Raw genomic sequence first — 15,551 nt, 5'->3', positions numbered from 1 at the left:
ATAAAGGATGTTTTTTACATACTGGAATGTCGGGTAAAGATAATAATATCTATGTTTAGCGTATAAATAATAATAATTGGAGAAATAAATGCAACTTAAACGATCCATGATAGGAAGTGTCATTACACTCATTTTAGCAACGTCAGCAAATGCTAATGAAGTGATAGTAGATAACAGTAGATTAGTTCTTGCTGGCAAAAATTTAGAGCAGGCCACTGAAAGTAAAAGCTATATTGTACAAATAAAAGGGCAAACAGGTGTTGAGCAAGCTCGAAACCTTGGTGAGCTAATACCAAGTAACCAGCAAGTTGCTGTTGCGGGTAATAATTACAATGCAAATACACCTGCAATGGTTGCCTATCAATTAGCATTAGAGTCAAAACAAAAAGCTATCGCTAATGAAATAGGTGCTATTGATATCAACTATTCATTTAAGCATACCTTCAATGGTTTTAGTGCCATATTGTCACCAACACAAAAAGCAGCATTAGAATCTCATCCCGACGTTGTTGGTGTTTGGGAAGATAAAGTTCAACGTGTTTCTACTGCAAATACACCTGAGTTTTTAGGACTAACCTCAGGCACAGGACAGCATTCATTAGGTATCAAAGGTGAAGATGTTGTTGTCGGAATTATTGATACCGGTATCTGGCCAGAAAACCCGAGTTTTTCTGATGATGGCAGCTATAGCGACCCTTCAGCACTCGGTTGGTTAGGTGCTTGTGATTCAGGCTTAGATGAAACCTTTAATTGTAATAATAAGCTCATCGGTGCTCGCTATTTCAAAGACTCTTTTGAAACGGTTTATGATATTCAATATGAATTAGGTGAAGTTGAGTCACCAAGAGATGCGGCCGGTCATGGTAGTCACACGGCTGGTACTGCTGCAGGTAATGAAGGTGTTGCAAGTTCCATTAATCTTAATGGCTATCAGGCTGATACGGGTACAGTGTCAGGCATGGCTCCTAGGGCACGTATTGCTGCTTATAAAGTATGTTGGAATGACGCGTACAAAGATCCTATTACAGGTGCTGATGAAGCCGGTTGTTTTTACGGTGATACCATGGCTGCGATAGATCAAGCAGTTGCTGATGGTGTCAATGTTTTGAACTATTCAATTGGCGGTAGTTTAACTGATTTAACAGTACCACCTACAGCGGCAATGCTACGCGCAGTCGATGCGGGCGTTTTTGTTGCGGTGTCAGCTGGTAATAGTGGTCAAGATGGGCCAGAAACTATTGGTACTCCTGCTCCTTGGATTACCAGTGTAGCTGCGTCCACTTATGATGGTACTTCTATAACACAAGGTATAAAACTTTCATCACGTGATCCTCAAGAGATTATGGTGGCGGCTGAAGGCGCTATCACTAAACCATTAAGCGAAACTGGCGCAATTATTGATAATGTTGTTGTTGCTGAGCCTTTATTAGCTTGTTTTGATGGTGGTTTTGCTACTGCGCTTGATAACGCTGCTGAAATAGCAGGTAATATTGCGTTAATTAGCCGTGGTACTTGTGCTTTTTCAGAAAAAGTTGAACGTGCTGTACTAGCTGGTGCAACCGCCGTTATCGTCTATAGCACAGATGATACTCCTATCGTTATGGGTGGTGATGGTACTTTTGCAATTCCAGGTTTTATGATTAGTAAAAGTAATGGTGAATCAATCAATACAGCGATTACTGCTGGCGAAGTGCTTGAGGTGACAATGTCTCCTGAAATATTCTCTCCAACGCCTGTGATTGGTAATATAATGGGAGATTTTTCTTCTTTGGGTCCAAACACAGCCAGTTACGATATAATTAAACCTGACATTACAGCGCCAGGCGTTAAAATATTAGCTGCTTATAGTGAAAATCCTGTCAGTAGTGCCGCAGGTGATTCATTTAGGTACCTTCAAGGTACATCAATGTCTTCTCCTCATATTGCGGGAATCGCGGCATTATTTGTAGAATCAAATAGTACTTGGTCGCCAGCGCAAATAAAATCAGCGATGATGACTAATGCTTACCAAGATGTTATGAAACCTGATGGTATAACACCTGCAGACCCATTCAATTTTGGTGCTGGTCATGTTGATCCTGTTGCTTCATTAACTCCAGGGTTACTATATGATGCGAATACTGCTGATTATCTTGCCTTTTTATGTGGCATAGGTAATGAAACTTTTGTTGCAAGCATGGGCATTGAGTGTGATGCATTAACTGCCGCTGGATTTAGTCTTGACCCTAGTCAGTTAAATTTACCTTCTATTGGTATTGCGGAATTACAAGCCTCAGAAACTATCACTAGAACCGTTTCAAATGCATCCAATAGTGCATCAATTTATACGGCTACTATTGAAGCACCTGAAGGAATTGATGTTCAGTTACAAACATTTGATGCTAGCGGCGCTGTTAACCCTAGTAACACACTAGATGTTGAAGTGGATGGTAAGGCAAGTTATGCATTAACATTTACAAAAACAGCATTAAGTGAGAATGATGTTTGGAAATTTGGTGCGATAACTTGGACTGATAGCGCTGGTCATAGTGTACGTAGCCCTATTGCAATAAAAGCGGTTGCAGACACTAACATTGAAGTACCTGCGATAATTTCAGCTCAATTGCAGCGAGGACGTTATAGTTTCCCTGTAAAAACAAACTATTCAGGGGCTATATCTATTGACTATACTGGTTTAGTTGCGCCATTTGGTTCAAGGGGCACAGTTATTCAGGATTTAGACGGTGCATTTACCTTTAATGAACCTGGATTAGGCTTTCATGGATTTCTTGTTCCAGAAGGTACAAAAGTGGCACGCTTTAGTTTACGTGGTGGTTTAGTTGATGCAGCTGACGCTAATTTAGATATTTACTTCTATCACTGTGTAGAATGGAGCTGTAGTGCCGTTGAAAGTGCTATTTCAGAAGATTCAGATGAAGACATTATTTTAACAAATCCTGCTCCAGCAAATAATGGTGACAACGGCGATTTATATATTGCTTTTGTTCATGCTAAAGACTTAAAAGGCGCAGCTGAAACAAACTATACAATATTAGGCTGGGTAGCTGATCAAGTTGAAAGCACTACACGTATAACATCAAGTCGCAGAGCGATAGAAGGACGTTATAATTATACAACCATTTCTACTTCTCGTTTAGATGCGGGGATTATTTATATGGGTGCAGTTACTTATTACAATGCTGACGGCGAAGCTGAAGGTACGACAGTACTTGAATTAGGAAACTAATCACTTTCTTTATAAATAAATATCAATACTGTTTATTTGTTTAAATAGTAAAATAAATAAAAACCTCATTGGTGTAATTCAATGAGGTTTATTTATTCTTATACCAATCTCACTAACTATGTAATCATTTCTACTTGTTAAAATCACCAACTACATCGTTATTTATTTAATAATTAGAACAACTAGTTATTGAAATAAATGCCTTGTATTTGGCAATTTTTTCTATGTATAAAATTGTTCCCCTAATTAATGAAACTGGTATTAAATAAGATTGGATTAATTAGCTTGTATACAGACTGTTTACGTTAAGCTAACTCAGGTTGTTTGGAGTAGGAAGTTAATTAAATGATGTGTTTACCATAGCCTTAATACTGTCTAGGTGTTTTATTGCATAGCGAATAACTAAGCTGATGGCATAAAAAAAGGCTAAGAGTGTTAACTCTTAGCCTTATATTAAAAACTATCATTTTTTTACGATGCAATAACTCTTTTATTGTTAAACCGTGTATTAATCGTATTATTTTACTTTTCTACGTGTAGTTAAGCCGATTGCCGCGGCTAAAAATAGAAGTAAACTGGTAGGCTCAGGTACAGCGGTAAGTCTAGCTTCACCAAAAGCTAAATCACCAAAGTCGTACAAGGCACCAGTTGGATCGAAAATATCAAGAAAGCCAGTAGGTACAAATGTATCAATGAAACCATTGAAAGCAATTTGATTAATTGCATTTTCAGTAACATCAAATTGTAATAATTCAATACCTGCTGCTAAATTATTTACATCAAATACGGCTTCAAATAAACCAAACATTGGAAAAGAAAAAGGATTAGCATCTAAGGCAGCGTCGCTTTCTGCTTCAGTCCAAAAATTAAAACCAAATAATTCAAAATCAACCCAAGCGCTAACAGTGCCTAACATCAGTGAGCCATCATTGTTAATATCATCAATAATAGCACTTTCAGTATCTATACTAATATAGCCTATATATTCATAGTCTATAGCATCCGTAGTCCATGAATCTAACCATATATCTTGCGTAATTAATGTCGCATTCGCTGTACTACTAAGTGTAAATACCAATGACAATATGAATAATGTTTTTAAAAAAAGTTTATTTAACATGTTACTTCCTAATTTATTTTATTTTTATTAATTTATATGTTGAATATCACCTTTTACATTAGTAACACCAACAATTTACATATTAATGCAACTTTTACGCCTAGTTAACAATTAAGTTATTAGTTATTAAATATCAGTGATTTACTTTTGTTTTTGACGTTTTTATTAACAAGAGCATAAAGCGCTTTATATAGTGTAAAATTTTTTGACACTTGATGTGTTTACGCATATAAAAGTATAGCTAGCAGTAACATATATAGTTAAAAATTAGCAAATATAAGCTTAGCAATAGTTTTTGATGTGCTTTGTGTTGTACTATCACGCCCATCATGTGCAATGTGTTCTGTTATACAATTCACATTTTTAAAATAAATAATCATTCGCTCTATGGAAAAATATAAACTATGCGTGTAGCCGTTACTCAGTTTGCCACCACTTCAAGCACACAAGAAAATTTAGCAACTTGTATCCGTATAATAAATGAAGCTGCGGTGTGTAAACCCACGCTAATTGTTCTTCCTGAATATAGTAATACTTTGATTGAGTGTAGTGACCATAATCAAGCATGGGATGCAGCGTTAGAAATCAATGGTAGTTTCTTACAATGTATTGCTGATCAAGCAATAAAACATCATTGTTATATTGTTATTAATGTTACTTTACGAAGAGACCCTTCACGTGATCATCAAGATGGCGCTATTAAATCAAATATTGCGGTAACGTCTTGTTTATTTTCACCATTAGGAGAGCTTATTCAACAAAAAGATAAACACTCGTTGATAGGGCATGAGCATGACTTTTATATTTGTACAAGCGAAACTGCAGATGTAGCTACAACGCCATATGGAAAATTAGGCCTATTAAATGGTAACGATGGTATCACTTTTGAAAAATCAAGAAAATTAGCGTTAGGTGGCGCGCAGTTATTGTGTAATTCCGTTAACACTTTTGCGCTTGATCAAAGTTGTTTATATGATCCTGCTCGTGCTTATGAAAATAACGTGTTTATCGCGACAGCTAATAAAGTCGGTGCATTAATTTATCCGGTACGTCACCAAGTAAGTAATAAAGTACGTCATCAAGAATCATCACAAGATTTTATTGCTCAAAGCAAAGCTAATGAGTTTACAACGCAAACTGCTCAGTCGAGTAATTCGGGAGTAGGGAATAGCCAAATTATTTGTCCTAGTGGTTCAGTACTAGCACAAATAAAGCATAATAAAGAGGGCTATGTTTTTGCTGATATCGATTTAATAGGTACAGGTAAAAAAGTTGGACTGCATAATAAAGTTCGTCCTGATGGCTCTAAAGTGCTTAAACAATTACGGCCTGAGTTATATCAGGCGTTAAGAGAAAAAATTAATCAATCGCCATTGCATAAGCATGCTTTGGTTGATGAAAGTATTGCAAAAACAGCTAATGTTGCTATATATGCAACCTATAAATCTAATGAAGAAGCTATCGAAGATGTTTGCCATTATATTGAAAATAACCTTAGCGATATTATCCAATTACCAGAGTTGTTTTTTATCGCGGATAAAGCAATAACGAATGATGTTGAAAAACGTAAAAAAATTGCGAGTTTGAGCCTACAACTAATAACTCAAATTAGTGCAGTGCTGAGACCTTTTCAGTATGTGTGTACCAGTTTAGTTATTGAAGGAATACATCAGGCGGTTCTAATAAATCAACAAGGTTTATTGGCAACACAACAGCAATTACACTTTTGTAATAGGTATCAGTGGACATCATTAGGCGATAAATTAACTATAATAGCGTTGCCACTAGAGCAAGGTAATATTACTGTTGCAATGTTAACAGCCGATGATGCTAACCTACCTGAAATAGTAAAAATTGCTGCGTTGAGTGGCATTCATTTATTGTTGCTACCCTTTGATATTCAAGAGCCCAGCGAGGTCGAGTATAATATTTTGTCTCTAGCTGCTGAGAATAGGATTTGTGTTGTCGCGGGGAGTCGTGAGAAAAACTTCTCTAATGATCTTTTAGCTAATGAAGCGTCGAGTAGCCCGAGTAACATTAAGAACCAGAACAAAATAAAATGTCAAAAATCGACAGGGTTAATTGTTAATTTAACAACAGACTATGCTTTTTTACCTCAGTGGAGGCCAAGAAAATTTACTGGTTATATAAACCAACCTATTGTTAAATACCAATATGGTAAAATTACCAAAGCAGTTGTTCACCCTATAACGGCTTGTAATAAATAAGAAAAATAAAAAATAAGTGAACACACAAGAGAATAGCATTGTTCGAAATTTAGTTGTAATAAAGCTAAATCTTAGGGTAGTTCTGTAATTTGAATAACTTCTATTGTTTCAACATCCACCATCCGCCATTGAATATTGAGGTTGTACAAATGCATACCATAAACCTTTTCATCAAGCTTGTTTTTTTTGTATGCAGGGCGAGGATCCTGCGCTAATACTTGTTCGATAAATAAAGGCAATTCTGGTCGTTGCTGTGTTAATCGGGTTAAAATTTGGCGTGAATGCTTCGAAAAGGTAATGTTCAGCTTAATGTGAGGCTGGTGTTGGGCAAAGCCTGAACATGCATTAGGTAAGGCGTCTGAATAGCTAATATAGGGCTTTATATCAATAATAGGTGTTTGATCTAATAAATCCATACCTGAGATATGTAAAATAATATTTTGTTTTACTATTTCTATGCTATCGAGTTTTACCACTGACATTCCAATAGGGTTGGGTCTAAAGGTTGATCGGGTCGCAAGTACGCCTATTTTTTTATTACCACCAAGGCGGGGTGGTTTAACTAAGGGCTTCCAGCCTTGCGCTTGTGTTCCATGAAAGACAAATAACAGCCAAATATGGCTAAACTGCTCTAGTCCCCTAACACTATCAAGTGTATTTACATCATTAAGTAATGCTATTGTACCTTTTGCTGCATCAACTAACCCTGGTTGACGAGGTATTGCGAATTTCTCTTTATAAGGAGAATTAACAATACCTATTGGGTTTATATTAATGTTATCTCTACTATTTACAGGCGTTTCAGTCATTTTACTGTGTTACTTCAACAGCGTAAGCTTTAGCATAACAAATAACAATGGCATGGCACTGTTGGGCATCGGTACTGTTATTTAGCTGAACTAGTCGATCATGCGATAATAAGGCACATTGTGAAAAAACAATACCATTAGCACCTTTATCAGAGGCCTGACGTCTTGCTTCAGTGCGTGCATTAATCTCATCAGGTACGGCGTGATGGGCTTTAATTTGGCAATCTTGACCTTCAACAATCCCCACTAACTGATAACTAGCCTCAATGTCTTTTTCACTTTGGTAAATTTTAACCTTACCGGCAGAGAAATAATCATTAAAGTTATCTTTATCAATGTTTGTTGAGACAAAATTGTTACTACAACTTGCTAATAAAAGCAGTAAAGGGCTAACACATAGCTTTATTGTCATTTTCATACTTAATTTTTTGTTAAATTTCATATCGGTTAGGTTCTATTGTTATGTACTATTTAAACTATTCTTTACCGGCAATCCAGTATTCGAATAATCGATCAATATTGTTGTTTTGTTTTTTTATTTGTATCCAGTTACGCATAAACAATTCAAACGCTGTATCTTTGTTATTAATAGCAAATGCCATTGATAAAGGAGCTTGTGCTGGTTTTGGCGTAACTACTGTATATTCTGGGTGTAATAATGTCCAAGCTGAAGCCGTTGGAGCACCTATAAGCATGGCGTCAATATGGTCATATTCTTTTTTAAAGTATAATCTCGGTGTGGAAATCTCCCAAATTTTTCCGTGTTCAAAATGACGGCTCACTAAGTTTTCACTATAGTATAATTCAGGGATTCCGATAATTAATTCTTCATTACTAACAATATTTTCCCAGTTAGTAAATTCACTACGCCTGCCATCTGGAACAATAAAAGCAAGAGATTGGCTGCTATATGGCACAGTTAATGTGAATTTCTTCATATTGTTAGGAATTAAAGGAATGCCTGTTGTCATATCCAAATAACCTGAAGAGAGTAACTTTTGTGCTTCATTATGAAAAATCCGTACAAATTCAATCGTTACTTCTAGATCATCTGCAAGTAGATTGAGCACTTCAATGTCGAAACCGACAAGTTTTCCTTCATTATTATGAAAAGCATAAGGTAAGTCATCTCTAAAATAACCAACACGAATAAAGCCTCGATTACTTATACGAGTTAACACATCAACATTGGGTTGAGAGTTAGCCTTGACGTTAGTAGGTGCCTCTAACACCTTACTTTTGGTGTTATACATAATAAAGTCACGTTCAATAAACTTTGTATATCCTTGGTATTGATAACTAATGCTGTCAAAAGTAAACCTTAGTGCGAGAAAGGCAACAACAGATATTACAGGAAGAAGAATTAAGTATTTATTAAATTTTGACCATTTAAATGTAAGTTGTTTTAGCATACTTGTCGCGATTAATATTGCTAAACTCGATGAGAAAACCACAGAGAGTAACGCGCTAAGACGACCCACAATTAAATTTTCAGAGACTAAAAACAATTCATACATCGAGCTGGGTACATTGAATATTTCTAATAAATTTGGCATAGCCACTGAGCTTGAACTAAATAATTGAGGTAAACCGGCAGTGAGTAAATAAAGGTAATGGCTGGCATTTACTTCTGAGCCAGAAAACCAGGCCGCAAACAAGACGAATAACAAAGCTAAAAGTTTACCGCCTATAGGTAGGCTAAAGCCAATTGGAACAATGATACTCGGGGCAATAACAGCATCTGTGCGTAAATGGACATTATCTACCGGCATTCTTTCAATTAACTGTTTAGTTTTTTCAACAATCAGCGGAATAACAATAAAAAAGCTTCCGGTAGCAAAGGCAGTTATCATTGCTTCACGTGAGGCCTTTAGTATTTCCCTATAACCCAAAGGTGTAATCGTGGCAATAATTGCAGGTATTATCAAAAAGGCTAAAAGCAGAACTAAAACACTGGCGGAAACTATATACACAAGTAATCCATCAATTTGTGAACTATCGATTGTTGCTGCAGCACGTAACGCTATGCAAAAAATAGCTAATGGCGCTAATTTAATTACCATAGAGCTAACATTAATAATGGCTTTGTTTAAGCCTATTAAAGCCATTAAGGTCTGTTTTTTAGCTTTTACCTTCATTAAGCCAATGCCGACCAGAATGCTAAACATAACAACGCTTGGGATTAAACCGTTAGCAAATGAATAAAAAGGATTAGTTGGTATAAAAAGTTTAAGAATATCGAGCTCTTGTACAGTTTTTATTGTGCTTAAGCTATAAAAATCAGCACTTTCCCAGTCTGGAAAGGCAATGGGCGTAATTAAAATAAAGAGCAATACGGTTGCAGTTAATGAAATAAGAATAGCTAAACTCTTTTTAATCGTGCCGCTTATTCTATGCTCTGAGAGGCTACCTATACCAATAATTAATGATAACGCAATATAAGGAAGCGCTGTCATTTGTAAAAGCATGACAAAGGCATCAGCTATTTCATTTACCCCCGAATAAACGGTTGATGTCGTTGCACCAACGACTAAACCGATAAACATAGAGATTAAAATTAGCAAAGAAGCAGGTGTATTGCTTAGTACACTTGTTAGTTTTTTGAACATAGTTACACTCATGTTTGATAGGCTTTAATCAGTTTTATTGGTATTAATTAGCAAAAAAAAGGTATCGCATTACGCCATACCTTATGTTTTAAGCTCATTCATTTTAAATGAATTTGATAATGATAAAGGGGAGTTACTTTATTTAACTCGCATACCAGGCTGTGCACCATCATCAGGATTCAATACCCATAAATCTTCACCGCCTGGGCCTGCAGCTAACACCATGCCTTCAGACATGCCAAAGCGCATCTTACGAGGCGCTAAATTGGCTACCATAACCGTATGCTTGCCAATTAAGTCTTCAGGCTGATAAGCCGATTTTATACCAGCAAATACTTGACGAGTTTCCGTGCCGTCATTATCAAGTGCTAATGTTAATTTAAGCAGTTTATTGGCTTTCTCAACATGCTCAGCATTAACTATTTTAACAATTCGTAAATCAATTTTAGCAAAATCATCGAACTGAATTTCTTCACTAATAGGATCTGCAGCTAATGGATTAGCAAGTGCAGCAGAATTATCGACAACTTTTTCTTGTTTCTTTTTCTTATCGTTTGTTTTTTCTTTTTTACCGTCTGTGCTTATAGCCGCTAAGTTTTCTTTCGAGGCTTCTGTTACTGCATTAACTTTATCCATATCTACACGTTGTAACAGTGCTTTAAACTTATTAATTTTATGATCAGTTAGTAGTTTTTTATGACCATCCCAAATTAATTCATCATTTAAAAATGCAGCTGTGCTATCGGCAAGTACTGGTAATACAGGTTTTAAATAAATCATTAAGGTACGGAACATGTTGATACCTAAAGAGCAAATATCTTGTACTTCTTGCTGTTTAGTTTCGTCTTTAACTAGCTGCCAAGGTTCTTTTACAGCAATGTACTCATTAACTTTATCAGCAAGTGCCATAATTTCACGCATACCACGACCAAAATCACGACTCTCATAATGTGCGGCAATACTGTCACCAGCGTTCATCACTTCATCAGCAAGTGCTTGGTTGTCAATATTAGTTGATAACATGCCATCAAAACGTTTAGAGATAAAACTTTCACAACGTGAGGCAATGTTTACTACTTTACCGACTAAATCAGAATTAACACGCTGAGCAAAATCTTCTAGATTTAAATCTAAGTCATCAATGCGATTAGTTAATTTAGCTGCATAGTAATAACGCAAATATTCAGGGTTTAAATGATCTAAGTAGGTACGACCTTTAATAAAGGTACCTTTTGATTTAGACATTTTTTCGCCATTTACCGTCACAAAACCATGAGCGAAAACGCTTGTTGGTTTACGGTAACCGGCACCTTCAAGTACTGCTGGCCAAAATAAACTATGGAAATAAATAATATCTTTACCAATAAAGTGATAAAGCTCAGCGTCTGAATTTTCAGCCCAAAAACTGTCAAAATCAATTTCTGGCTTTTTATTACATAGATTTTTAAAGCTACCCATGTAACCAATAGGAGCATCTAACCATACATAGAAAAATTTACCTGGGGCATTTGGAATTTCGAAACCAAAGTAAGGTGCATCACGGCTAATATCCCACTGTTTTAAACCTTGTTCAAACCACTCAGATAGTTTGTTGGCCATTTCTTCTTGTAATGCGCCACTGCGAATCCATTCCTTCAACATGCCTTCAAAGGCTGGTAAGTCGAAGAAGTAATGTTCAGAATCTTTTAATACTGGTGTTGCCCCCGAAACTACTGAACGAGGATTAATAACTTCTGTAGGTGAATAAGTTGCGCCACATTTATCGCAGCTATCACCATTTTCATCTTCTGATTTACATTTAGGGCAGGTGCCTTTGATAAAACGGTCAGGTAAAAACATGCCTTTTTCTGGATCGTAAAGTTGAGAAATAGTACGTGTTTTTATATGGCCTTTAGCATGTAATTTACTATATATATCACTTGATAAAGCCTGGTTTTCATCACAATGTGTTGTGTGATAGTTATCAAAACTAATATGGAAATCAGCAAAATCAGCCATATGTTCATCACGAACTGCGTTAATCATTTCTTCTGGTGTTATACCTAATTCTTGAGCTTTAAGCATAATAGGCGTGCCATGAGCGTCATCGGCACAAACAAAATAAGTCTCATGCCCGCGCATTCGTTGAAATCTTACCCAAATATCTGTTTGAATATGCTCAAGTAAATGACCTAAATGAATTGAACCATTGGCGTAAGGTAATGCGCAAGTAACTAATATTTTGCGCTTTTTTGGTAATGTTTGCGAAGAAGTAGCTATAGACATGAATAAATAGTGTTTTTTGATGGTAATAATGGCTGCAATAGTACAGAATTTAACGTTTATACTCAAATAATTAATGTGACAATATGTTCGGTAAATTCTTCAATAATAAAAGTGAAAATAAAAAATCACCTACTAAGTCGCCACTTTTTAACGATTCTAAAAGTGCTTTACCTGTTCTAAACTTAACAATAGCAGAAAAAATTCAAGTAATAGAAGAAACATTAACAACGTATCAATCAATAAATTTCCCTCAAGGTGTTCTGGTTGTTTGTACCCATTTTGAAGTAAACACCAAAAAATCAAATAAAATACTTGTTGAGTTAACCATGCCTTTTCCTTGTCAGGGAGAGTTAGATATTTTGGCAGTTACCTTATCTAATTCCTTTGCTCAGCAAGTTGATTTTAAAATAACACTTGCTATCAATGCAGTACGCTCATCTTCTCTTAATGGCGGTAAGGTTAAAAATATTATTGCTATTGCTTCTGGTAAAGGTGGAGTAGGTAAGTCGACTACCGCGGTAAATATTGCTTATGCGCTAATAGCGGAAGGGGCTAAGGTTGGTATTTTAGATGCGGATATATATGGTCCCTCTATTCCTACATTGTTAGGACTAAAAAATGCTAAACCAAGCTCTAAAGATGGCAAGTTAATGATTCCGTTAGAAGCACATGGTTTACATGCTATGTCGATAGGCTTTCTTGTTGATGAGGGAGATGCAACAGTTTGGCGAGGCCCTATGGCTAGTGGTGCTTTTAATCAATTACTTAATGAAACGGCGTGGCCTGAATTAGATTATTTATTAATTGATATGCCACCAGGAACTGGTGATATTCAATTAACGTTAGCGCAAAAAGTACCTGTAGCCGCTGCCGTAATTGTCACTACGCCACAAGATATTGCCTTGATTGATGCTGAAAAAGGAATTGCTATGTTTGATAAGGTGCAAGTACCTGTTTTAGGTATTATTGAGAACATGAGTTATCACTTATGTGAAAACTGTGGCCATAAGAGTCATGTGTTTGGTGAAGCAGGTGGAGAGAAAATGGCAAAATCAAAAAAAACACAGTTACTTGGTCAATTACCGCTTGATATTAATATCCGTCAAGATGCTGATTTTGGTGAATCAGATATCATTGAAAATAGCACTGGTGATATAGCATCTTTGTACCGTAGAATAGCGCGTAATATTACAGGGCAACTTTTTCTGCAACTTGATAATGCTAGCCCACTAACGGCAACGGTTAAATATACAGACTAACTGAACGTTAATATACGCAACTTAATACACTTCAATAATATAAATTAATAATACAAGAAAAACCATTATGAGATTAAGCGATAAAGATATAGAACAATACCTAGCAGATGAAGAAATAATTATTTTACCAAAACCTGATAGCTCAATGATTTCAGGGGTTAGTGTTGATATTCGTTTAGGTAATGAATTTCGTGTTTTTCAAGCCCATGCAGCACCTTATATTGACTTAAGTGGCCCAAAAATTGAAATGCAAGAAGCAATGAACTCAGTAATGAGTGATGAAATTAATATTGCAGATGGCGATGCTTTTTTTCTACACCCTGGGGAACTTGCATTAGCCGTTACTTATGAGTCGGTTACTTTACCTGATAATATAGTTGGTTGGTTAGATGGCCGTTCTTCACTGGCTAGACTTGGTTTAATGGTGCACGTTACCGCACATAGAATTGATCCTGGTTGGTCAGGACAAATTGTTTTAGAATTTTACAATTCAGGAAAGCTACCATTGGCGCTTCGCCCAAAAATGAAAATAGCAGCACTTAACTTTGAAACTATGTCGTCAAGTGCTTTGCGTCCTTACAATAAAAGAACTGATGCTAAGTACAGAGATCAAAAGGGTGCTGTAGCGAGTAGAATTAGTGAAGATAAGCAATCTACCAACAAAGAAGAATAGGGCGACTGACTCAACTTACTCTTTTTTTGTAATCAACACTCGCTAAACAATCTTCAAGTGCGCTAATGAGTTTCTTTTTATCATGATGATGAGGAACTTTATTATGCGCTAAATCCCGGCAAATAATATTCACTTTATCTGATTTCACTTCTGGGTCCTGACAAATAACACTATCTATTGGTAAACAGCCAATATTATCATTGATCCAACTTAGTCTCTCATCGATCGACAGTTTAGCTGCAGGACTGTTTTCCAACACTACATTATCAATAAAAACACAGTGACCTTTTCTATTGGCAAGAGCGTTACTAATATCTCTTATTAGCAATGGCGGCACTATACTAGTTAAAAAACTACCTGGACCTAAGATAATTAGATCAGCATTGTTAATAGCATCAATACAAGGCTTAATAGACTTCACTAAAGGCGCTAGCATTAAGTTTTTAGGCATAATTGACATTTCATCAACAGAAAGCTCTCCAACGCGGCAACGGCCTTCTGGATAAAACGCCATTAAGTCGGTTGGTGTCTCAGACATTGGTAATACTTGTGTACGAACTCTTAACATTCGCCTAACGAGTTTAATTGAGTCTAAAGGTCGAGATTGTACTTCTCCTAACCCGTATAAAATAAGGTTACCTAAATTATGACCGCCCAATTCATCATCGCCATCAAAGCGAAAATTAAAAAGTTGACTACCTATAGAGTCATTGTCGACAAGTTCAGTTAAACAGTTTCTTAAGTCACCCCAGGCAATAGAGCTACTGCGCTTTCTTAATTTACCTGTTGAACCACCATTATCGGTTGTTGTTACTATACCTGTCAGTTTGTCACCCATAAATGAAAGAGTAGATAGCACTCTACCCAAACCATGGCCACCACCAATAGCAACAATATTTAATTGATTTAACTGCATTCTATAATTTTAAACTCTAATGGGGGATTAATTGACATTTTTTGTGTGTGAACAATACCTTTAATCGTTAAAAAAAGAAAGTAGAAGGGGATGTAGGGAATATTTACGTTGTAAATGAGCGTTAGAGTTTAATATCATCTTCGAGCGCAAATTACACATTCAAACAACTAGTTAAGCAAAAAACAATCAACTTGCTCTTTATCTAATCACTCAAACACTTTTTTTCAATATTTTCGATGTTTTTTAAAAAAAAGTGTTGACACTTTCGAGGTCGCTGCTTAGAATGCGCCTCGTTTTCAGGAAGACTTCAATTAACAAAATTGATGACGAAAGAGAATGTTCTTTCTAACTATTTATAGTAAGAAAGAAAATATATTGAATAGCTATTAGGCCAGGTATTAAATATAACCGTTTGAATTATTTCTCTTAAAGAGTTATGTTTTAAA

General features: G+C 36.0%; 10 protein-coding genes. 4 read left to right on the top strand and 6 right to left on the bottom strand.

Features of this window, described 5'->3' with window-relative positions; genetic code table 11:
• Nucleotides 1-88: 88 nt before the first annotated feature.
• Nucleotides 89-3,226, top strand: coding sequence for a S8 family serine peptidase (locus GQS55_RS20210; RefSeq protein WP_159820521.1), 3,138 nt, complete (start codon nt 89-91; stop codon nt 3,224-3,226).
• A gap of 517 nt (nt 3,227-3,743) precedes the next feature.
• Here GQS55_RS20210 and GQS55_RS10885 read toward each other — a convergent pair.
• Complete coding sequence (locus GQS55_RS10885; protein WP_159820519.1) at nt 3,744-4,346, bottom strand: PEP-CTERM sorting domain-containing protein; 603 nt, start codon at nt 4,344-4,346, stop codon at nt 3,744-3,746.
• Nucleotides 4,347-4,750: 404 nt separating this feature from the next.
• Between GQS55_RS10885 and GQS55_RS10880 the strand changes: the two genes are divergently transcribed.
• Entirely contained in the window at nt 4,751-6,574 is a 1,824-nt protein-coding gene (locus GQS55_RS10880; protein ID WP_159820517.1) for a nitrilase-related carbon-nitrogen hydrolase, read from the top strand.
• 71 nt (nt 6,575-6,645) lie between these two features.
• Here the strand turns inward: GQS55_RS10880 and tsaA are convergent, their stop codons facing one another.
• From tsaA to metG, 4 genes are all read right to left on the bottom strand, one after another.
• Nucleotides 6,646-7,383 carry a tRNA (N6-threonylcarbamoyladenosine(37)-N6)-methyltransferase TrmO gene (gene tsaA, locus GQS55_RS10875; RefSeq protein ID WP_159820515.1) on the bottom strand — a complete coding sequence of 246 codons (738 nt, stop codon included), beginning with the start codon at nt 7,381-7,383 and terminating at the stop codon, nt 6,646-6,648.
• A gap of 1 nt (nt 7,384) precedes the next feature.
• Complete coding sequence (gene rcsF / locus GQS55_RS10870) at nt 7,385-7,795, bottom strand: Rcs stress response system protein RcsF (protein ID WP_159820514.1); 411 nt, start codon at nt 7,793-7,795, stop codon at nt 7,385-7,387.
• Nucleotides 7,796-7,859: 64 nt separating this feature from the next.
• A complete protein-coding gene (locus GQS55_RS10865) occupies nt 7,860-9,992 on the bottom strand; it encodes a cation:dicarboxylate symporter family transporter (RefSeq protein WP_159820513.1) in 2,133 nt (710 codons plus the stop codon).
• 138 nt (nt 9,993-10,130) lie between these two features.
• Nucleotides 10,131-12,257 (bottom strand): methionine--tRNA ligase, encoded by a 2,127-nt coding sequence (gene metG, locus GQS55_RS10860; RefSeq protein WP_159820512.1) that lies wholly within the window; start codon nt 12,255-12,257, stop codon nt 10,131-10,133.
• An 83-nt stretch (nt 12,258-12,340) separates the two neighbouring features.
• On the opposite strand from metG, the gene apbC reads away from it, so the two are divergent.
• Together apbC and dcd are read left to right on the top strand one after the other, a co-directional pair.
• Nucleotides 12,341-13,516, top strand: coding sequence for an iron-sulfur cluster carrier protein ApbC (apbC, locus tag GQS55_RS10855; RefSeq protein ID WP_159820511.1), 1,176 nt, complete (start codon nt 12,341-12,343; stop codon nt 13,514-13,516).
• 67 nt (nt 13,517-13,583) lie between these two features.
• Complete coding sequence (gene dcd, locus GQS55_RS10850) at nt 13,584-14,189, top strand: dCTP deaminase (RefSeq protein WP_159820510.1); 606 nt, start codon at nt 13,584-13,586, stop codon at nt 14,187-14,189.
• A 10-nt stretch (nt 14,190-14,199) separates the two neighbouring features.
• Here dcd and GQS55_RS10845 read toward each other — a convergent pair whose 3' ends face one another.
• The gene (locus GQS55_RS10845; protein ID WP_159820509.1) at nt 14,200-15,105 is read right to left on the bottom strand and encodes a gluconeogenesis factor YvcK family protein; all 906 of its coding nucleotides are present in this window, start codon (nt 15,103-15,105) and stop codon (nt 14,200-14,202) included.
• Nucleotides 15,106-15,551 lie beyond the last annotated feature (446 nt).

It is taken from the genome of Colwellia sp. 20A7 (genome assembly GCF_009832865.1).
Taxonomy (GTDB): Bacteria; Pseudomonadota; Gammaproteobacteria; order Enterobacterales; family Alteromonadaceae; genus Colwellia.
Note: the sequence above shows the minus strand (reverse complement) of the source record. Positions and strands in the feature narration are given on the sequence as shown.

Bases quoted from the DNA above. Each gene is read 5' to 3' on its own strand.
- GQS55_RS10845 (WP_159820509.1), bottom strand. From the start codon at position 15,105: ATGCAGTTAAATCAATTAAATATTGTTGCTATTGGTGGTGGCCATGGT.
- GQS55_RS10880 (WP_159820517.1), top strand. From the start codon at position 4,751: ATGCGTGTAGCCGTTACTCAGTTTGCCACCACTTCAAGCACACAAGAA.
- tsaA (WP_159820515.1), bottom strand. From the start codon at position 7,383: ATGACTGAAACGCCTGTAAATAGTAGAGATAACATTAATATAAACCCA.
- rcsF (WP_159820514.1), bottom strand. From the start codon at position 7,795: ATGACAATAAAGCTATGTGTTAGCCCTTTACTGCTTTTATTAGCAAGT.
- GQS55_RS10885 (WP_159820519.1), bottom strand. From the start codon at position 4,346: ATGTTAAATAAACTTTTTTTAAAAACATTATTCATATTGTCATTGGTA.
- GQS55_RS10865 (WP_159820513.1), bottom strand. From the start codon at position 9,992: ATGTTCAAAAAACTAACAAGTGTACTAAGCAATACACCTGCTTCTTTG.
- GQS55_RS20210 (WP_159820521.1), top strand. From the start codon at position 89: ATGCAACTTAAACGATCCATGATAGGAAGTGTCATTACACTCATTTTA.
- dcd (WP_159820510.1), top strand. From the start codon at position 13,584: ATGAGATTAAGCGATAAAGATATAGAACAATACCTAGCAGATGAAGAA.
- apbC (WP_159820511.1), top strand. From the start codon at position 12,341: ATGTTCGGTAAATTCTTCAATAATAAAAGTGAAAATAAAAAATCACCT.
- metG (WP_159820512.1), bottom strand. From the start codon at position 12,257: ATGTCTATAGCTACTTCTTCGCAAACATTACCAAAAAAGCGCAAAATA.